Origin of the sequence: Paraburkholderia azotifigens, assembly GCF_007995085.1 — a bacterium.
Taxonomy (GTDB): Bacteria; Pseudomonadota; Gammaproteobacteria; order Burkholderiales; family Burkholderiaceae; genus Paraburkholderia; species Paraburkholderia azotifigens.
In genome coordinates, this window is sequence record NZ_VOQS01000003.1 from 3,061,949 (window position 1) to 3,081,283 (window position 19,335).

15 protein-coding genes and 1 pseudogene are annotated in these 19,335 nt (G+C 59.2%); 4 read left to right on the plus strand and 12 right to left on the minus strand.

Going from position 1 to position 19,335, the window contains the following annotated elements:
• Positions 1-2: 2 nt before the first annotated feature.
• Positions 3-377, minus strand: coding sequence for a hypothetical protein (locus tag FRZ40_RS30965; RefSeq protein WP_147236633.1), 375 nt, complete (start codon positions 375-377; stop codon positions 3-5).
• A gap of 43 nt (positions 378-420) precedes the next feature.
• On the minus strand, positions 421-3,510 hold the full coding sequence (locus FRZ40_RS30970) for a type VI secretion system Vgr family protein (protein WP_240057333.1): 3,090 nt from the start codon (positions 3,508-3,510) through the stop codon (positions 421-423).
• A 450-nt stretch (positions 3,511-3,960) separates the two neighbouring features.
• On the opposite strand from FRZ40_RS30970, the gene FRZ40_RS30975 reads away from it, so the two are divergent.
• Entirely contained in the window at positions 3,961-4,443 is a 483-nt protein-coding gene (locus FRZ40_RS30975) for a ribonuclease (RefSeq protein WP_420873889.1), read from the plus strand.
• Between the two features lie 376 nt (positions 4,444-4,819).
• On the opposite strand, the gene FRZ40_RS30980 is transcribed toward FRZ40_RS30975, so the two are convergent.
• Positions 4,820-5,527 carry a hypothetical protein gene (locus FRZ40_RS30980; protein WP_147236635.1) on the minus strand — a complete coding sequence of 236 codons (708 nt, stop codon included), beginning with the start codon at positions 5,525-5,527 and terminating at the stop codon, positions 4,820-4,822.
• Between the two features lie 135 nt (positions 5,528-5,662).
• On the opposite strand from FRZ40_RS30980, the pseudogene FRZ40_RS30985 reads away from it, so the two are divergent.
• The 3 genes and pseudogenes from FRZ40_RS30985 to FRZ40_RS30995 all read left to right on the plus strand — a co-directional run.
• Positions 5,663-6,116, plus strand: a pseudogene (locus tag FRZ40_RS30985) (integrase); the annotation flags it as partial.
• Positions 6,117-6,703: 587 nt separating this feature from the next.
• Positions 6,704-7,666: a DNA translocase FtsK gene (locus FRZ40_RS30990; RefSeq protein ID WP_147236636.1), complete on the plus strand. Its 963-nt coding sequence runs from the start codon at positions 6,704-6,706 to the stop codon at positions 7,664-7,666.
• A gap of 255 nt (positions 7,667-7,921) precedes the next feature.
• Positions 7,922-8,377, plus strand: a complete 456-nt coding sequence (locus FRZ40_RS30995) for a RidA family protein (protein ID WP_147236637.1) — start codon at positions 7,922-7,924, stop codon at positions 8,375-8,377.
• Positions 8,378-8,682: 305 nt separating this feature from the next.
• On the opposite strand, the gene FRZ40_RS31000 is transcribed toward FRZ40_RS30995, so the two are convergent.
• From FRZ40_RS31000 to FRZ40_RS31040, 9 genes are all read right to left on the minus strand, one after another.
• Positions 8,683-9,744: an IS630 family transposase gene (locus tag FRZ40_RS31000; protein WP_147236852.1), complete on the minus strand. Its 1,062-nt coding sequence runs from the start codon at positions 9,742-9,744 to the stop codon at positions 8,683-8,685.
• Between the two features lie 109 nt (positions 9,745-9,853).
• On the minus strand, positions 9,854-10,360 hold the full coding sequence (locus FRZ40_RS31005) for a hypothetical protein (protein WP_147236638.1): 507 nt from the start codon (positions 10,358-10,360) through the stop codon (positions 9,854-9,856).
• Entirely contained in the window at positions 10,357-11,298 is a 942-nt protein-coding gene (locus FRZ40_RS31010; RefSeq protein WP_240057334.1) for a T6SS phospholipase effector Tle1-like catalytic domain-containing protein, read from the minus strand. The genes FRZ40_RS31005 and FRZ40_RS31010 overlap by 4 nt, the downstream gene beginning before the upstream one ends.
• A gap of 157 nt (positions 11,299-11,455) precedes the next feature.
• A complete protein-coding gene (locus tag FRZ40_RS31015; protein ID WP_158647046.1) occupies positions 11,456-11,902 on the minus strand; it encodes a DUF3304 domain-containing protein in 447 nt (148 codons plus the stop codon).
• Between the two features lie 47 nt (positions 11,903-11,949).
• The gene (locus tag FRZ40_RS31020; protein WP_158647047.1) at positions 11,950-12,753 is read right to left on the minus strand and encodes a DUF4123 domain-containing protein; all 804 of its coding nucleotides are present in this window, start codon (positions 12,751-12,753) and stop codon (positions 11,950-11,952) included.
• 8 nt (positions 12,754-12,761) lie between these two features.
• Positions 12,762-15,314, minus strand: coding sequence for a type VI secretion system Vgr family protein (locus tag FRZ40_RS31025; RefSeq protein ID WP_147236640.1), 2,553 nt, complete (start codon positions 15,312-15,314; stop codon positions 12,762-12,764).
• Between the two features lie 1,143 nt (positions 15,315-16,457).
• Positions 16,458-16,799, minus strand: coding sequence for a DUF2489 domain-containing protein (locus FRZ40_RS31030; protein ID WP_147236641.1), 342 nt, complete (start codon positions 16,797-16,799; stop codon positions 16,458-16,460).
• Positions 16,800-16,811: 12 nt separating this feature from the next.
• A complete protein-coding gene (locus FRZ40_RS31035; protein ID WP_147236642.1) occupies positions 16,812-17,168 on the minus strand; it encodes a hypothetical protein in 357 nt (118 codons plus the stop codon).
• 472 nt (positions 17,169-17,640) lie between these two features.
• On the minus strand, positions 17,641-18,804 hold the full coding sequence (locus tag FRZ40_RS31040) for a GGDEF domain-containing protein (protein WP_147236643.1): 1,164 nt from the start codon (positions 18,802-18,804) through the stop codon (positions 17,641-17,643).
• Positions 18,805-19,335: the final 531 nt, after the last annotated feature.

Sequence of the window (19,335 nt, forward strand, 5' to 3'; positions counted from 1 at the left end):
CGTCAGTCGGGTTGGCAGGCGGTGGCGGTCGCGAAGCCGGTAGAAAACTGGCCGACGCAATGCAGGGTCACTGTCTGCCCGACGCGTTTGCGTATCTTCGCGACAGCAGCCTGATTGGCGAACGCGACGCGCACGGCCTGGTCGGGATCGTCGCCGAGCTTGCCGACGACATCGCCCGTCAAGCCCTCGTCGAGCGAGAGCAGCGTGCCCGTCAGCGCGACGCGCCTGTCCGCGTAATTCGATGCGATGTCCGAGGTCGACACCGCGCCACTGCCGAACTTTTCGGCCAGTTGCGCAGCGTTGATCCTGAGTTCGTTCGCGGCGTGGACGTCGAGCGCGACGACGGCCGTCATGAGTAGTGCAGCAGCGGTTTTCATGGTTCTTGCCGGCGGTGCGCCGGATGGAAATAGCGATGCAGCATCACACGATGCTCTTGATGGCGGGCGCCGCACTGCGCGCCGCTTCGGCGATCGAGCTGACCTGTTTCGCCGCACTCGCCGCCTGACTCGCTTGCGACAGCGCCGTACTCGCGCCCGACGGCAATGCCTTCGCGATCGCGCTTTGTGCGAGGCCAGACGCCTGCGAGGTCGCCAGCGATGCGAGACCGCCGTCTTGTGTCGCCGACTTCGCCATTTGTGCCATCTGCGTTATCTGCGCCGCCTGGCTTGCCATGCCCGTCAGTTGCGAAGCGCCGCTCGTTGCCGCCGTTGCCGCGCTTGCCGCTCCGCTCGCACCACCCGCATCCGGCAGGAACGACGCCATCTGCGAAGCCGCCGCCGAACCGTCGCCCGCCGCCGACGCCTCGGGCGGCCATTTCAGGCTCTTGAAGTAGTTCGCCGGTTGCGACGGGTCGCGCGGATCGATGCCGAACTTGACCTGCGCGACGCCCGGCGGCAAACCGCTGACGGTCGTGCGCCCGCTCGCGTCGAGTGCGCCCTGGCGCAGCACGCCGCCGTTCGCGTTCAGCACGGAGAACTGCCCGCCCTTGACCGCCTCGCCGTTCGCATACTGGTGCAGCAGGTCGAGCTGTCCCGGCTGGTCAGGACGTGCGGACGGCAGCGGATAGCCCTGGCTCGCCGGCCCGTTGAAACTGTGCTGCGCGCCCTTGATGTCGATCGTTCCGGGCGCATGCACTTCGATGTTGCCGCCCGCGATGCGGATATACGCGCCGCCGCTCGTCAGCAGGATCTGCTGGTCGGCGGCGGCTTCGATCGTTTCGGTGGCGGACAGCAGGCGCAGCGTCTTTTGCGCGGTGAGTTCGACGTTGTCGGACTGCGCCTTGATCTCGACCTTGCCCTTCGCCGCGAAGAGCTTCATGCCCGCGTTCTGCACGAACAGGCTGATCTTTTCGCTGACGCTCGCGAGCAGCGACTTGCCCGCCGCGATATGCGTGCTCTCGCCGCTCACCAGATTGATGTGCTCATTGGCTGTCAGATGCACGGTGTTTTGCGTCGACAGCGCGATGCCCGCAGGCGACGCCATCAACATCACCGGTTCCTTGAACGCGTTCGCGCTGCCCGTGCCGCCGCCCGCGGTGTTGGAGCCCGCTGGGCTGTCGCCGCTCGCTGCCGCGCCCGTCACGCTGTTTTGCGTGGCGTCGGCGAACGACTTCAGGCTCGTGTGGCCATCCTGCAGATTCTCGGCCTGATGCGCGCTCGCGGCCTCCGACAGCGCGTCGAGCACGCTTTGCGCGTCGTTCAGCTGCGTACTCGCGGCGCGCACGTCGAGCGGCTGGCTCGATACGCCTGTAGCCGGATGCGTCGATACGACCATCCCCTGCGCGGCGCGCACTGCGCCATAGGCATCGGTGCTGAGAGAAAAACCGCTGCCCAGATACGCGCCGCGGCTGTTGCCGTTCTGCGCAACGAGATAGCCGAGATGCAGCTGCGCGTTCGTGCTCGTGCTGTACAACTGCACGCGATTCTGGCCCGTTGCGTCGTCCATCACGAGCTGGTTGTAGCCGCTGCCCTGATACTCCTTCGACCGGTAGCCCGACAGAATGCCGTTCGAATGCCACTGGGGCGTCTTCGAGCCGTTGTACACGCGCCCCGTGACGATCGGCCGGTCGCAGTCGCCGTCGAGGAACGACACGATCACCTCTTCGCCGATGCGCGGCACATGCACGGCGCCATAACCGCCGCCCGTATCCGATTGCGCGACGCGCATCCAGCACGACGCGTTTTCGTCGCCGGGGTTCAGCCGGTCCCAGTGCATGCGCACCTTGATCCGGTTGAGTTCGTCGGTGTAGACCTCTTCGTTTTCCGGACCGACGACCGTCGCCGTCTGCAAATGCATGCGCGGCTTGTGATGTTCAACCGGGCTGCGGAACTGGACGGACTTGCGCTGCGCCTCGATGCGCGTCAGGAAAAAACCTTCGCTGCCGTCGCCGGCCTGCACGGCGACGGGCGCTTGCGCGCCATGTTCGGCGCGTGCGGCGGCCAGCGTCGCGTTCAGGCTGTGCGGAAAGTCAGTCGTGCCCGCCGACACGGGCAGGTTGTTCTCGATCACCCATTCGACTTCGATCACCGCGAACTGGCGTTCCTGCTCGCCGCCCACGCTGTGCCCGGGATGATTCACCAGTTCGAACCAGCGACCCGTATCGATGCCGCGCACGGCGCCCGTACCGTGAAAACGCTTTGCACGCGACTCCCACTCCTCGACACGCACCGTCGATTGACGATCGCCAAGATCCTGTTTGCCGTATGTGTAGGCGCCCGTGTATTCGTACACTTCGGCCTGCATGGGCAGATCGCCTTGCGTCGCCATGGTCGGCACCGATGTGCCCTTCGGATTCGCCGCTGTCGCGGGCGACTTGTAGTCGAACGTGCGCGTGGTCAGCGACGTGCTTTGCAGCGTGCGCGTGCCGCTCCATTGCACGAACGCGTCGGTCTCGCTGCCCGTGCCCGCCCGATAGAAACCGATCTGCTGCGGCGCCATGGCTTGCAGCGTGGCGATGTCGTCAGTGATGGCGAGCGTGTGCGACTTGCCGTCGGCGGCCTGCTCGACATAGCTGAAAAGGCCTTCCCGCTCCATCAGCCGCTGGCAGAAATTCCAGTCGTCTTCGTATTGAACGCAGAATGAATGCGCCGCCAATGGCTTGCTCAATGCAAAGCGAAACGCGCCCTGCGCCTGATTATGCGAATTAAATACATCGGCGAGAATTTGATCGGCGGTTTTATCCTGCCAGATCCGGGCATCTTTGCGAAAGCGCAAAAAATGCATCCACGAAGTAAACCCGATCTGATAACTGGTCAATGCGCTATCGGAACCGAGGCGCCGTGCAGTATGGATATAACCGTGATGCGGCAGATAGGACTGGTTGGCCTGCTGCATCCATAGCGTGACGGGCTGCGCAATCAGCGATTTGAGTTCGATGCCGTCGTTAATAGAAACGACATCGACGGTAAATGCGAAATCGCGCCCGAGACGGCTATGCCCGATAAGCCTTTGCGGCACGAGTACGTCGGCGCCGAGCGGCGTATCCAGTTTCAGCAGCCGATTATCCTGCACGAGTCCGCCTGTAATCGCCGCAATCGTATCTTGCGCCCCATAATGCCTCTTTTTTACTCAATTGCGCCCCGCGCCACCGCGCGATAATACATAAGTTCAGACGATTGCAGCAATCGTATTTTTAATGGCATTTTTCGGGCGGTCGTAGTTACATGGCGATTTAATGATTGAAATCGAATCGGTAAGAATCGCCATTCTTTTGGACGCTGCATTTAACATTTTTGAATGCTGCCGATGTCGCGGATTTGACGCATCGCTAAACTTTCATGCGGATTGGCTGTCGTAACGGCGATATCGGGAAAACCGCACCGGGAAAACCGCACATTAACCAGACAAAATAGCCAGACAAAAGCGCCCGCTGCGGCCGGGCGTTGATTCGCTCCGCCATAAGCGATACCTTTGCATCTATCCTGGTCGTCGAATTCCGATCAACGAGGGGAGAACCATTTCGTGAAGAGAGCCTGGGTTGTCTCCTCGATGGTGGGCGTTCTCGTGACCTGTTGCGTGACCCTCGCCGGATGCAACAAGGGAGGATCGGGAAATGTCACCGAGGCATCGGGCGCATCCGCGAGTTCGGCGCCCGTAGCGTCAGGCGTGGGTGCCAGCGACACACTCGCCGCCTCCGGCGCGCAAGCCTCGGGCACGCTCGGCACCATCGTCAAAACCCAGTTGCCGGGCGAAGCCGCCGAAACACTGCGGCTGATCAAGGCGGGTGGCCCTTTTCCTTTCGGCGAAGACGGCGTCCTGTTCCGCAACAGTGCGGGATTGCTGCCCCAGCATCCGCGCGGCTATTACCACGCGTACACGGTTCGCACACCCGGCGCGACGGACCGCGGGCTGCGCCGTGTCGTGTGCGGCGGACCGCGCAAGCAGACGCGCGACTGCTATTACACCGACAATTACTACGCCAGTTTCAAGCGCATTGCCGAATAAGATCCGAACTGACGCCTGCCATGGCCGGCGTGGATGACCGGGAGCATAACGGCTGCTGGCAATGCTCAGTTGGCAATGCTCAGTGGGCAACGCTCAGTGGGCAACGCTCAATCTGGGCGATCAGAACGACGGGCTTGCCCTGCGAACGCTCGAGCGTCGATGGCAGACGAATCAAAAACCAGGTATTGCCTGGCCAGCAGTCCGGCTACCCACAGAGAGACGGGAAACATAATGACCGCCCCCAGGAATAGCGCGCCATGCGATCCGAAGCAGGGGGAAAGCATGCGGCCTGAAACGAGTGAAAAAGGCGCGACAAGCATGACAACCCACATAGGCAATTTGCCCGACGGACTTCTTGCGTTGGTGAACGCGCGATTCACGCCTGCACGTCGATCAACGCGCCGACCGGGCGCCACCTGATGCTCTTCGTCTCTTTCGACAACCCGTCGAGTACGGCAGCGAGGGGAACGCTCGCCCCCGAATCCTGCGAGAGCGCTGCGACGTGATTCTGCAACGCCTGGTTCAACTGCGCGATGGCGGACATCATGGGGTCGCTCTCGTCCGTCGACGTATCGGTGCTCGACGTGGCGACGGGATCGGAAAATCCCCAGTCCCATTCGTCCCATTCGTCCCGTTCTGCATCGTCGTGCGGAATCTGTCCGGCGAGGTTCGCCAGGTCGGCGATCTGTGCGCTGAGATCGCGGTAGCCGTTGTCGTTCGTGGACGCGTTCTGCGCACCGCTCACTCCACTCAGCGCGCCCTCGTCGGCCTCAGGCGTCGGGCCGTTCTCCGACGCGATCGCCTGATGCAGTTTGAGCGCCTGATACAGCGCCGCAATCAGCGATGCACTCGACGCGCTCGCGCGCTTATGAAACAGCGCGCCCTCATGCGTGCCGTCGTTGATCGCAAGACCCGTCGACGCATCGATGCCGAGCCGGGTCAGTGTGCGCTTGAGCGCCACCATGAGTTCGTGATTGCCACGGTCGGCTGCACTGGCCGACGGCGAGCTTCCATTCGATGAAGGCGGCTCGGGCGGCGGCGATGTGGTGAGCGACAGGTTCGTGTTGATTGGATCGGGCGACATGGGGCAGAGGCTTCCTTCGTTCGGCGCTGCGAAAACGGTCGAAAGTGATTGCAGACGGTGTCGTGCAGTCGGGTTATCGGGCCGCCGAATCGAGACTTGATGTTTTGTAATTGCCCGAAAGTTTGTCGTCCGTGCTATGGCTGGTCTGCGCCCGCCGCCCGGCGTCTGCGCTTTCTGCTCGATTTCGGCTTGGCGACCGGCTTGCGCCAGCGAACTCGTCGGCGCAACGCTCGGCGACTTCGACACGGATGCCCGCGGCGAGCACTGGCTGCGGGTGACCGGGAAGGGCCATAAGGCCGGCCGGGTCGCGCTGCCGCCACTCGCCTGGAACGCTCTTACGCAGTATCTGCTGGCCAGGCGGTTACCGGTCTCGCCGGCGCGGTGGCGCCCCGACACCCCGCTGGTCGGCAGTCTGGACGCCGATGACGTCGGTGCCATCAGTGGCATGCGCCTGTGGGCGGTGCTGGGACGGTTTTTCCGGCAGGCGGCGGACCTGATTGCCACCGATCATCCACTCCTGGCCGACAAGCTGCGCCGCGCGAGTCCTCACTGGATGCGGCACACGCCGGAGGGGGCGGCAGAGGTGAGGCGCGTTTTCATGAGTGGCAGTTTCGCACAGAAATACAGCTATCAAGATAAGAAGGCTTATCTTGATCGACGTATATATTTCTCGATTATGGTTGACAGACGTGACCAGAATGCTAACGGCGAAGTGCCCGGATCCAGTATCGAACCGACGAACGATCAAGTGGCCGAGGACCCAATGAATTTCGCGCCGCACGATGTGATGGTCCACATCTTCACCACAGGAACCCCCGACGCGCAGGGCGGCCGGATTCTCGGGTCGCCATACCTGATAAAGCGAGGCAAGAAATATATCCTTCAAGATCGCACGGGCTATTGGCTGCTGACAGGCCGATGTGATTACTAACGCTCGGCGATCCATGGCGTGCTCGGCGTCCGTCTCGACCCGAGCGCCGCGCGGCGGCTATAGCACGCGTATTTGGTCGTCCGCTTCGACCAGCACCCCGTCACAATGCCGCGGGTTGACGGCGCGAGCGAGCCTTACCCATGAGCCAAACTATTTTGTAACAGCGGGAAGGTTACAAGCTTCTCGATCCTGTTAAGCATTGGGGCGCGGTCCCGCGCCCTTATCCCTGTCTACGAGGCCAGTAAATGAGCACCAGCATCCCCACGCAAGACCTGATCAGCCAGGCAATGGCGATCGTTATCGAAGAACAAAGTCCTTCCGTGGCGCTCCTCCAGCGGCGGTTGCGCATCGGATTCAATTCGGCCGAGGGTTTGATGGAAGCGCTTGAGGCGTTGGAGGTGGTCACGCCACGATACGACGGAATTCGTCGGCTGACGGCGTGCTATGAAAAGCCGGAAACCGCAACGCGCGCCGCCCATGTCCGGAAGGTCTTCGAGACAGCCCGTTTTTTCTGGGAAATGTGGGAAGAGAACTGTGACGGACACACTCTCGCCATCGGGTTTCTCAAACCCACGAAGCTATCGAACACGGCGGTACGGGACCTTGTCCTAGGCGAGTTCTACAGGAAACGCGGATTCTCGATGCACGATGCAGCAGTTGGTCTCGCGCAATGGCTGCAACAGAATGATGACGGCCCAGCGTTCGACCCAATGATGGAAGTCGACATCGCCATCCTGTGCGCCACCGCGACGAGGGCCTTCGAGCCCGTCAGCGACGTCGAGGCGATCATCCAGCGCTCCTTCGTCCGCGTTGTTCGGTACATCCAGCAAACCCGTCTGGACGGCAAAGTAGCAGACTCCCGATGCTTCGATTACTACCCGGCAGCAGAGCATGTTCCGACGGGTTATGGAAAGAACGGCGGCACGCACCCCGAGCACGTCGTGCCCTGCGCGTTTTTGCGTGATCGATGTATTGCCCGACTTGGCGAGGGCGCCTCGGTCGAAGACGTAGCGAAAGAGATTCGGCCGTTCCTTGCCATCGTGATGATCAACAAACACGAGTGGGACAAGCTTGATGACAGCCCCGCCTCCGGCGGCCTGGGCTTGAAAGAAGTCATGCCATCGAACTGGGACTTCGAGACAGGCGACCGGTTCGCACGACTTCACGCAGCGGGTATTGCATTCGATCCGCCCGCCGCCCGCACTTGACAGCCAGCGGCGGCTGAGCGATCGAGGTTGACATACCGATCGCGGCAAATTTATCGAGCCGTACCCGTGCCGACGAATGTCTCCTCTCTCCAACGGCGAATGGGTCTTGCCGACCCGGCACGGTCTCATGAGCTGCCCGGAAGCGGACGATCATCATGGCTAGAGGCGATCGGGAATAAATTGGTGGAGGCGGTGTTTGCCGAGAAAGATGATTCGTAATCGAATCTTGTTACTTCACATCACTCCGAGCGACACATGAACGCATCCGAACGCCTTGCGCAGGTGGGCCTCCAATTGCCGCCGCCCATTAACCCACTCGGCTCCTATCGAACGGTCTCGGTTTCGGGGAGCCAACTCTATGTCTCGGGTCTCGGACCCTTTGAGAATGGCAAGCCAATCATCGGAATAGTCGGCGGCGATATGTCGCTGGAAAGAGCTCAGCACGCGGCACGCCTGACAATGCTGATGATCTTGGCCTGCGTCGATCAGGCATGCGGGCTCGACAACGTCGAGAGATGCAGCCGACTGACAGTTTACGTGCGTGGGGAACCGTCGTTTACCCAGCATCCGCAAGTGGCCAATGGCGCCAGTGACCTCTTGCTAACCTTGTTTGGGCAGAGCAAGCTTCCGGCTCGAAGCGCACTGGGGGTGCACACGTTGCCGATGGGCATCCCAGTTGAGATCGACAGCATCTTCGAATTGAAGCGGTGAACTTGGTCGGTACACGCGTTATCCCATCCTGCGTGAACGTTACGACTACCCATCCGTATAGGCCGCAACCATAACTGGGCCTGGCGTTGACGCGCGAAGTTTGAGTGAAACTCAATCACGATTGTCGACGATCGTGGAGGCGACGTCGAACGACCGGAGTTGGCCGGAACGACTCATTCAACAACTGGCAGAAGTGCAAGCCGCTGTCACAGGCTAGGAACGTAAGCAGACTAACCTGACTCTGAACGGTATGGAAAGTCATACAACACGAGGCTTTGGGTACTGGTCGCTGCTAGTCCATCGCGTCATTGAAATGGCACCGGGCGAATTCGCCGCGATGGATCGTTGTACTTCCATTTGATCGGCTTCGGATTCTTGTTGTGCTCACGGATATAGCGCATCAGTTTGCGATCCAGATCCTTAACGGTGGTGAAGACGCCTCGCGCGATTACGTCGCGCTGGATACGCGCGAACCAGTTTTCCACCTGATTTAGCCAGGAGGTATAGGTCGGTGTGTAATGCAGCCGCACGTTGCAGTGTTGCTGCAGAAACTCCTGCACACGTGCGGTCTTGTGACTACTGACATTGTCGCAAATCACATGAATTTCCTGTCTGGGCCGCTGGCTGGCGATCACGCCGGTGAGGAAGGCGACGAACTGCTCGCTGGTATGGCGTGGCGCGGTTTTGCCGATGACTTCCCCGGTCGCCGTATTGAGCGCAGCGAACAGGCTCAGAGTGCCGTTACGCTTGTATTCAAAGCCATGACTCTCGGCGCGGCCCGGTGACAGCGGCAACATCCGGTCCTTACGATCCAGCGCCTGAATGGCGGTCTTCTCGTCCACACAGAACACCGCCGCATGAGCGGGAGGGTTCAGATAGAGGCCTATCACGTCTGCAGCCTTGGTCTCGAAGTCAGGATCGTTCGAGACCATATGCGTATCGAGCCGATGAGGACGCACGCCATGCTTGCGCCAGATCCGCTGTACCGTCGAGGCGCCCACATCACCCAGTGCCGCAGCCAGCTTATAGCTGCTCCAATGCGTCGATCCGTCCAGAGGACGGCGTGTGAGCGTGAGTTTCAACACGCGCGCCTCTAGCTTTTCAGGTGGGTGCACGGGAGCACGTCCAGGATGGCGCGCATACAGGCCGGCCAGCCGCTCGGCCAGGAACCGACTCGACCACCGTGAAATGAAGCGCGAGTCACATCGCAGCCGCTGCATGATCGCCTCGCGTGATTGGCCATCGTCAAGCATCAAAATAAGCCGGGCACGCCGCGCGTTAGCTGCGCGCACTGTCTGGCTGCGAGTTGCTGAGAGCAATTGCTCGCGCTCAAGCGCCGTCAGATTCATCTTTTCCATGCATTTCATTGAATACCACATCGGGTGCCTTTTCAATGACGCAATGGACTAGTGCGGCGAAGAACAGTCATTTCATGGTTTGTTCTGCAGGCGGCGACGAGGCCTGTGCTGCATGGCTTCAAAGCGGCGATGCAGGTCCCGACAGACTCCAGTCGTTTGCCGGCTCGTACGCAACCTGACCGAAATACACCATCCGCCAATTCTGCAATTTGGAAAAATCTTTCGCGAAACCCGCGACGGAATCGTGGACCAGATAGTCGAAGAAGTCGAGCAAACGGTCGCGCTGTTCCGCCTCGCCGACAATCAGCGAGACATCCTCATATGCTCTTGCAAGCGTCTCTTCCCGCAAGCTGAGTTTGCCGCCGTCGAGCCGTTTGGTCTCGGCGGAAGCAGTCGCCTCATTCACAGCGTTGCCATCCGCCGTGATAATGGCGAGTTCCTTCCTGACGTTCGGCACGAGGTCGTTATTGTGGGTCTCGGTCAGTACCTGTTCGGCTGCCGCAACCCGCGCCTGGGCTTTCTCGTCGTTCGTGAGCTTCGACAGATAGCTGCGCGCGATATACATCTGAAAGAGATGATCCGACGTCGCTTTCTCAACGGGGCCGCTTGCCTTCGCGCGGCTCATGTACGAGTCGAAGAGCGCGGCTGTCTTTGACGAAACGGTGAACGCCCCTTGATACCCGGACCCAGAATGTCAAGCGCGGACAGCGGTACGCCCGCCGCTCTTGCCGCGCGATACATATGAAGCAGCGGCACCTGGCTGAGTTTGTCTTCGTCCTTCAAAGCGCGCGTCTGCTCGCCCGGCGCGTATCCGCCGCCGACGTCCGAATGCGCACCCGGATAGATGACTTCGTGAACATTGGCCGGATAGTGCTTTCCGTCACGCACGGAATCGAGCGGAAACGAGTCTCTGACTTCATGTGCGGCGATGTAGTGAACGCACTGCTCCACCATCGCCGGTATGCGCAGATCCTTCGCCCACTCGTAGTGGCCGTCCTTGCTCGTGACGGACAATCCGATGCCTGCCAACGGCGAAATGACATAGGTGCCAATCCTGACGAGAGGACTGTGATCATACGTTTTGGCGCTTGCGGGCACGCCGGCCGAAGCGACGGTGTCGAACAGTCCCATGAAATAGAGGCGAATGGGATGCCCTTGATACGTCCAGCCGCCGGCACCCTGGCGACAGTCTTTCGCAATTCGAATCGCGAAAGCCCGTGCAAGTGCCGCGCCGCGCGAAAAGCCGAACAGCGCCAGATTGATCATGCGGATCGGCTGTGACGGATTCTTTGCGCGCGCTTTGGCTTTCGTCACCAGCTTGTCGAAATCGGCGCGCGCTTTCACAAGCCGCGCGTCGCCGCCCGACGCCACGCCAAGCCCCATCGTGCTGTAGTCATGCTCGCCGATTTCCGGATACGGCGTACCGAGTCCGGGAACATAGATGGCGTACTTGCCCAACTCGTCATCGCTTTCCGGATGTGTCAGGAAGAGCCGCGCGACGTTGCTTTGCTTGAGTTTCGGTGTGTCGTTGAAGCGGTTGTTGCCCGTTCCATCAAAGAACACCGAGACCCATACCGTCTGGGAACAGTCAGGCGTTCCGGGCTTTTTCGACGGGTCAAGGCAAGCGATTGCGGTCGCCCGTTGCCTGCGCTCTTCGAGCGACAACGGGCGTAATCCTGCCAATGGCGGAAGCTGGGTATCGTCGAGCATGTCTGCCCCGTCAGCGAACGTAAGGCAAACGGCGTTCGAGCTTCAAACGCGGTGGCGAAGGGCCGTCGTCACCTGAAATCGCGCCTTCGATATGTCCATCCGGATAGAAGTGCACTTCGAGATATGCAGGCTTCTCCGGAATAGGCCCTTTGACTTCGACGTGCGCCTTCAGATGATCCTTGTCGGCGGGTTCGACAATCTTGTCCGACGGATAGGTCACGAGTGCTTCGCGCATGTAGTCGACGTCGATCGTGAACGGCGTTTTCGTCGAACGATCGAGCAGCACACAGCAGGCGTATTTGCCGCCACCCGATGTCTTTGTACTCAAAAAGACGTTGCCACCCGATATGCCGTTGACCGCGAAGTCCAGCAATGCCCGATCCGTGTAGTCGTAACCGACCAGTTCGAGCTCATACGGCTCTTTCGCGCAACCCGTCAAACTTGAAGATCCCACCATACCGACTCCGACAAGAATTCCGACCTTGAGCAGTTTTCTCAAACGCATCACTCGAGTTTGTCCTCACAAAATGCGATCAGCGCGCAACGCGCACGGTCGGCGAGCAGCAAAGAACTGTTCCTTTCCTGATCACTCGCCCCATTCAGCGCGTCGGCTACGAGGTCGTAGCGCATCGATTCATCGATCATTGCCAGCAAATCGTCGTCCGTCTGCGCCAACATATATAAGATTGAATCGACGACCCCCGCGTCGGTGAAGACGCTTACCTGTCGATCGTTCAACTTCAGTGGCGCGAGATATGGCGCATCGGCCTGAAACTCGTGGATCACTTTCTGAAGCGAACCCTTGCGATCCAGATACCACCATTCGTCCAACATCGCGAGATACGACTTCAATTGGTATTCCGTCAATGCTTTTACCAATACGGGAATCACGCGTGTGTCGAACAGTTTGACCTGCCATTCCGTTCCGTCGTCGCATCTGGCATCCAGTCTAATCCGGATCGCGTCGGTCAGGCGTTGAAGCGAAAGCGGTGACACGATGAACGATAACCCGCGTGGATCCTCGACACATTTCTCGCAAAGCAGGCGCACTACATCGGACTGCGGCGAGTGGATTGCGATGACGAATGGCCCGAATTGCCGTGCGCCGATGTCATCCGGCGCGTCGAACACCAGCTCGATGTTCGGGGTCGCCGTAAAATCCAGCGCTTTCTCCGATAGCACAGAGAAAAGCGTTGGATAGGCGACGCCATATACCAGGGCATAAAGCACCCGTCCAGCGGCGTGTGCATGGAACCCGGCGATTTCCTGCTCCAGCGCTCCGGGCGCCATAGACTCGTTGACGGACACGTTTGAACTCATTTCGTACCCAGCAGCGCGCCCTGCGAGTATTCAGCGAGCAGGCAAGGAATGCAGATGGATTTCGGCATCGACGGCAGCGGATACACATCGCCCATCGGCCCCGCAAACGAATGTTGACTTCCCTTGATGTCAATCTTCCCTGGCGCGTGAATCTCGATGTTTCCGCCTTTGATCCGAAGATACGCGCCCCCAGACGTGAGCAGGATCTCCTGCTTCGCCGCCGCTTCGATGTTTTCCGTCGCCGACAGTACCTTGAAGGTCTTCTGCGCGGTCAGTTCGATGTTATCGGCATGGGCCTGAATCTCGAGTTTGCCCTTGGCCGCGAAGAGTTTCATCCCTGCGTTCTGGACAAACAGGCTGAGCGTCTCCCCCACGCTTGCGATCAGCGACTTACCCGCTGCGATATGCGTGCTTTGCCCACTGACCAGATTGATCTGCTGTGCCGCCGACACATGCGTCGAATCGTGCGTCGACATGCCGATACCCGCCGGACTCGCGAGCGCGATCACGGGTTGCGCGAACGCATTCGCACTGCCCGTGCCGCCGCCCGCTGTTCGACCACCCGAGGCTGAACCCTCGACGCTGTCTTGCATCGCATCGGCAAACGACTTCAACGCGTCGGAACCGCCCTTGAGGTTCTCCGCTTGATGCATCTCGCCAGCCGCGGACATCGCATCGATCACACCCTGTGAATTCGTGATTTGCTGCCGCGTCTCGCTCACATCCAGTTGCTGGCTGCCCACGCTCTTCGCGTACGTCGTCATGAGGAGACCTTCGGCAGCCCGTACCGCGCCGTAGTTGTCTGTGGCGAGATCGAAACCGCTGCCGAGATACGCACCGCGCGTGTTGCCATTTTGCGCGACCAGATAGCCCAGGTGCAGACCAGAATTTGCCGTCGTACTGTAGAGGCGCAAGCGGTTTTGGCCCGTCGCGTCGTCCATCACCATCTGGTTGTATCCACTACCTCCGAATTCCTTCGAACGATAGCCAGACAGCAAACCATTCGAATGCCACTGCGGTTTCGCCGCGCCGTTGTAGACCCTTGCCACCACAATCGGACGATCACAATCGCCATCGACGTAATCAACCAGGACTTCCTCGCCAACACGCGGCAGATGCACGCCACCATAACCACCGCCCGCATCCGACTGCACGACGCGCAGCCAGCAGGACGCCCGTTCGTCGCCGCTATGGAGCCGGTCCCAAACGAAGCGCACCTGGATGCGATTCAGTTCGTCGGTATAGACCTCGTCGTTCTGCGGGCCGACAACAATCGCCGATTCAAGCTGCACGTCCGGCTTCGCGTGCTCGAACGGACTGCGATAAGGCACTGTCGTTCGTTGCGCCTCGACATCGACGCGATAGAAACCTTCTGATCCATCGCTGACCAATCCACTCAACGCAGATTCACCTTCATGTCGCGCACGCACTGCTGCCACAGTTGCCTGAAGGCTATACGGAAAGACGGGCGCATCGCTGCTGACAGGCAGGTTGTTCTCGATCGTCCAGACGGTTTCGATCGCGGCGAATTCCCGCTGATCCGCCGCATCGCGATCGTGATCGGGGTGCCCGCTCAATGTGAAGCGCTGTCCGGCATTGATACCGCGCACGCCGCCGACACCATGAAAGCGCTTCGCTCGCGACTCCCACTCTTCCATGCGAATACGCGAAAGCTGATCGCCGCGATCCTGCTGGCCGTAGGTATAAGCACCGGTATATTCGTACACCTCGGTCTGCGCCGGCAATGCGCCCTGTGTGGGCATCGTCGGCGTGCTGGTGCCCTTGGGATTATAGACACTGGCGGGACTTTTATAGTCGAACGTACGCGTCGTCAGCAGCGCGCTTTGCAATGTGCGCGTGCCTGACCATTGCGTGAGTGCATCCGTTTCACTGTTCGTTCCAGCACGGAAGAAGTTCACCGTTTGCGGCGACGGGGGCTTGAATGACGACAGATTGTCTGTGATCGTCAGCGTGTGCGATTTCCCATCCTCTGCCTGCCGCCAGAAACCACAAAGGCCTTCCGACTCCAGCAATCGATGCACGAAGTTCCAGTCGTATTCGTCCTGCCGGCAATACGAACGCGTAGGCAACTGCCCGGAGAGTGCAAACTGAAATCGTCCTTGAGCCTGAGGATGGGCATTGAAAACATCACTGACGATTTCTTCGACGCTCACGTCCTGCCAGATACGCTGATCGCGCCTGAACTTGAGGAAATGCATCCACGACGCAAAGCCGATCTGATAGCTCGTTAGCGTGCTATCCGAACCGAGCCGGCGTGCGGTATGGACAAAACCGTTATGCGGCAAATAGGACTTATCGGACTGCTGGATCCAGAGCGTAACGGGCTGCGCGATAAGTTTCTTGAGTTCGATGTTCGACGACGTCGAAACGACGTCCAGCGTGAACTCGAAGTGCCGCCCGATGCGCGATTTGCCGACCACTCGTTGCGGTACAAGTACATCGCTGCCGAGCGGCGTATCCAGTTTCAACAGCCGGTCGCCCTGTGCAAGACGACCAGTAATGGCCGCGATAACGTCCTGCGCCCCCATAAGCCTCTTTTTGTCCGTTACTATTTAACGTGCGCGATTTTACAAGAATAAAACGAATAAACCATTTGCCGAATTTAAAAAATCGATAAATGGGAATGGAAAAGGTTAAATATGCGCTGGGCATTCTAGTGGAGCGAAAAATTTACTTATGTTTTATGCGCCTGGTGCTGCATACCGGACACTGTCGCGCAGGGCAGCAACTACCTTAAATTCATCGCGGAGCATCAGGTAAGACGCGTACCAATAGGGAGTGGCGAGCCCAGCTTAAGCAACATGCATGGCGACGACGGGTTCGGAAAATACGGTCGTCACATAGAGAGATCACGCGGGTACCAAAATCGGATGCGGAACAACGTCAAGGACATGCTCCTAGACTGTCAACGATCCTTGGGATAGTGTCGAGTGCCGGTATTGGCCGGGTTGAAGCAGTACGAACCGCAATTGGCTCGCCGGAGACCCGCCATTGAGCGGGTGCGGACGAGACCTGCACTACTCAAACTGGACGACGACCTCGACCGATCACTCATGGCCGAACGCGGGCCGACGGCGATCGGCGGTCGACCCTAAGCGGAAGTTGCGCGAGATCGAAAGCGAACGGTGCTCTTACGGCTAATGGGAAAAATCGGAAAGACGCGCCACTGGCATTCTTAGTCCCACCAGCAATAAAGAGGATCTCCGCAGACGCCGTATGCACCAAGATCATCGGGATCTGTTCCCCAAAAACAATAGTACTGCTCTTTTCAGCCTAAACTGGCCAATCAAATATCTCCCGTGCGACGGCGGCCGTGATGATTAACGCGTGACTGCCACCATCTTGAATTGCAGTCAACTGTTGAACAGTCGCAACGAATTCGGGTTCGTTCAAAGGTGGTGTTCCTCGAAGTAAAAACGGCACGAGGCGTGATTCTGCAGACGACAAGCGCACCGTTTTGCCGGTTAACCAAGATACCTAAAATTGTCGACGATCTGGCATCCAGTGCCGGTGTCCGTTCATGGCCGAACCCGGAAGTTCGTCTGACGCCGCTGATCGCCATGGGTCGCGCGATGTGCCAGCTTCCGCAGTCGACCCGTTGCTGCCGGTCGTTTCTGGCGCGTGTCAAGGGCTGCTCGCAACCCCAAAACGGTCCTTCGGTGGATCTGCATCTACTCGGCAAACCTCGCAATCAACGACCTGCACGCATCGGCTCCTACGGTAGAAGCCCAAAATTCAGCCTCTTTGATCTTGGGTTCAAGCTTTGCTAGAGCACGCTGATCCCAATGCTCTCGAACTGAACCAAGCGGGAACGCATCGGTTTCTGAATCGATAGCCACGAAAATCAAAAAATCTGCGTCGTCGTCAGTGATATCGGTCTCATGGCGCAAACCGGCCAGTTGTCGTGAACCGATCAAAAAGCTCAACCGCCCGTCGAGCATCGCCTGCGCTGTTGAGACAACCTGTTGGCGAACTGATCGCACATATTCCCAATGGGTCGTGTGTTTCTTCACCGTTGCGCCCCATCACAAGTACATAAATTTTCTGACATTTATCTTGCCATTCAGCCGACCCGTCGTATATTCGACAGGCGCGGTGGTATCGCTCTTCGCCCGCTCCATAATCCACGGAATTGGCCGATACACGATCTTCTGACCGTCGATGACTAGATCAAGGACTTCATAGTCCTCCACATAGACCCGCATGATGGCGCGCCCTCGGCTTTGCCATTCCCAATGCGCGGGAACAAGACGCCTCGCCACATTGGCCTCACCAACTCGGGGCGCTACACCTGCGTAGTTGATAATTTCGTAAACCAGCGCTCCTATTAGCAAAAGTACGACCGTATAGAAAAACGAAATGATGATGCCGGAGGCGACCATCCCACTCTCGAATGCGCGAAATGGGAGTAGCAGAAGACGAGGAAGATGCATTTTTAATCCATGCCCGACTATCGAGCGATGACATCGTTTATACGACCATCGGGCGAGAAACTTGAGAGATCGACTGGATGACCGTTCTGGAGAGGCCGCCGACGCTTGAATGTCTGGCCGATGCTTCCGGCGACCGTCTCATGTTGGCCGGGAAGACTCATTCATTACCACGAGAAGTACCACTCGTCCGCCCGGGCTTGCAATGGCGGCAAATCAGCATGCAACGGACCAGCCGCCGTCCGTCTCCGAGCGTCGGCATGGCACTGACGACCGGTCCGTCAGCTCGCGCCTAATGGGCATGAGGCTTTCCATGCACTTCCTATAAGCGCCTACCTGTGCCGTTCCCGCCCGAAAATGTACGGAAAGTAAGATCACCCTGACAAGATATGCTTCGACGTGATCGTCGCGTGCACGGTAAGCGTCACGCGGTAGCTAGCGAGTCAGGACTCGCCAGTTCGACTCGCCCTTTCCCCTTCCGCTTCGCGCGATACAGCGCTGCGTCAGCGCGAGTTATCAGGTCGGTGAGCGTATCGTCAAACCGGCATGTATCGATACCGGCACTGAAGGTCCAGCGGGGTTGGCCTTCTTCTGTTTTGCTGGCCGTGGCCGACAACAAAACCGATTCGATCAGTCCGGCCGCCTGCTCTTTCCCAGTCTGAGGGAGGAAAATTGCAAACTCTTCCCCACCAAGTCGCCCGAAAACGTCCGTACGTCGAAGCTGTCGGGACACCTCAATGGCAAAGTTCTGCAGAACACGGTCGCCAGCAGGATGCCCGTAACGGTCGTTGATAACCTTGAAATCGTCGAGGTCAATGATGGCAACCGAGAGCAGCGAATGCGAGGAACGGGCATCCTCCAGCAGCGCTCCGCCACGCAACAGAAGCTCACGTCTTGCAAGCAGACCTGTCAGCTCGTCAACTGTTGCGAGGCGTTGCGCCTGGTCCACAAGACTGTCGTTCACCAGCATGACGAGCCCAATTGACAGCAGGAGCAGCGAAAGAATGCCCGCTGCGATGAAAGCGATGTTCGATGCCGTCGGCTCCAGGACCCTCGTCGTGGGACTCGCGAAGACAATGCACTGAACAACTCTCGACGCATGCACTGCCGTACCGGCAGCTGCGCCGAGGATGACCAGCCAATGACCGTACTGGCGCCGACGCAGTGCCCGGGTATTCCAGATGGTCCAGCCCGCGGCCATCCGTGTATAGCCGAGCACAGCCGACATCACGCCCGCTCGCGCATTCTCATCGGGCGCAAATACAGCCCAATAGAACACGGCACCAAATGACACCGCCAGGCCCAGATACTCGTATCGCAGGATAGCCGGGCGACCGGCAAAGCGTCGGCAGCCTTGCAAGATCAGCGCAGCGGCCGTGAGGACGCACACACATGCAACGAGTACGATCGAGGGAGGGTAACTGCCGCGCCTTGAGACGAGCACGCCGAATGCCACAAATAGAATGCAGTGTGCGGCGAGCCATTGGCCAAGACCTGCAATGCGATGACGGGCGAGGCTACCAAGCACGCCAGCGCTGGCGATGCATGACACCATGGCGACAACAAGAAGGACGTCAGTGCTGGACATTGTTCTGCGTTACATTGTTGTTAGCCTGGGCCTGTCATTCAGAAACCACCTCTGCCCGAACGAGCGCAGGCGATCTCAATGATGCTTCGGGCTCGTCTCCCCGAGGATCAGAATCACATCCCTCGCCCGAGCAGACCTGCGTTCATCGAGAGAAACTGGCGTCTTCCCTGCGACGCAATCGGTCGTAATGAGCGAACCGGTCGCCCCGCGAGGAACCCTCGCTGGTCCAACTGTGCGTACGCCGCAGTCAGCTTTCCAGCAGGTTCACCCGCTCCTCCATGCTCGTCAAACCGACACTGTCGTTCAGCAAACCGAAAAAGACCGTGTCGTACTCAATCTGCTGGCGCGGCAACCGACAGGTCGGTGCGAAGGTTAACGACGGCCGGCGGGGTGCTATGAGCCGACTGGAGGATCTGTCGAGATGCGCTTCTGTCCATGTCTGTATATCGACACGGATGCGAGATACTGAACTGGGCCGCACACATAGACCGAACGCACCGGATGGACCGACAACGAAGCGCTACGGCCGCG

Bases quoted from the DNA above. Each gene is read 5' to 3' on its own strand.
- FRZ40_RS30965 (WP_147236633.1), bottom strand. From the start codon at position 377: ATGAAAACCGCTGCTGCACTACTCATGACGGCCGTCGTCGCGCTCGAC.
- FRZ40_RS30980 (WP_147236635.1), bottom strand. From the start codon at position 5,527: ATGTCGCCCGATCCAATCAACACGAACCTGTCGCTCACCACATCGCCG.
- FRZ40_RS30990 (WP_147236636.1), top strand. From the start codon at position 6,704: ATGAGCACCAGCATCCCCACGCAAGACCTGATCAGCCAGGCAATGGCG.
- FRZ40_RS30995 (WP_147236637.1), top strand. From the start codon at position 7,922: ATGAACGCATCCGAACGCCTTGCGCAGGTGGGCCTCCAATTGCCGCCG.
- FRZ40_RS31000 (WP_147236852.1), bottom strand. From the start codon at position 9,744: ATGAAATGCATGGAAAAGATGAATCTGACGGCGCTTGAGCGCGAGCAA.
- FRZ40_RS31005 (WP_147236638.1), bottom strand. From the start codon at position 10,360: ATGAGCCGCGCGAAGGCAAGCGGCCCCGTTGAGAAAGCGACGTCGGAT.
- FRZ40_RS31015 (WP_158647046.1), bottom strand. From the start codon at position 11,902: ATGGTGGGATCTTCAAGTTTGACGGGTTGCGCGAAAGAGCCGTATGAG.
- FRZ40_RS31025 (WP_147236640.1), bottom strand. From the start codon at position 15,314: ATGGGGGCGCAGGACGTTATCGCGGCCATTACTGGTCGTCTTGCACAG.
- FRZ40_RS31035 (WP_147236642.1), bottom strand. From the start codon at position 17,168: ATGGTCGCCTCCGGCATCATCATTTCGTTTTTCTATACGGTCGTACTT.
- FRZ40_RS31040 (WP_147236643.1), bottom strand. From the start codon at position 18,804: ATGTCCAGCACTGACGTCCTTCTTGTTGTCGCCATGGTGTCATGCATC.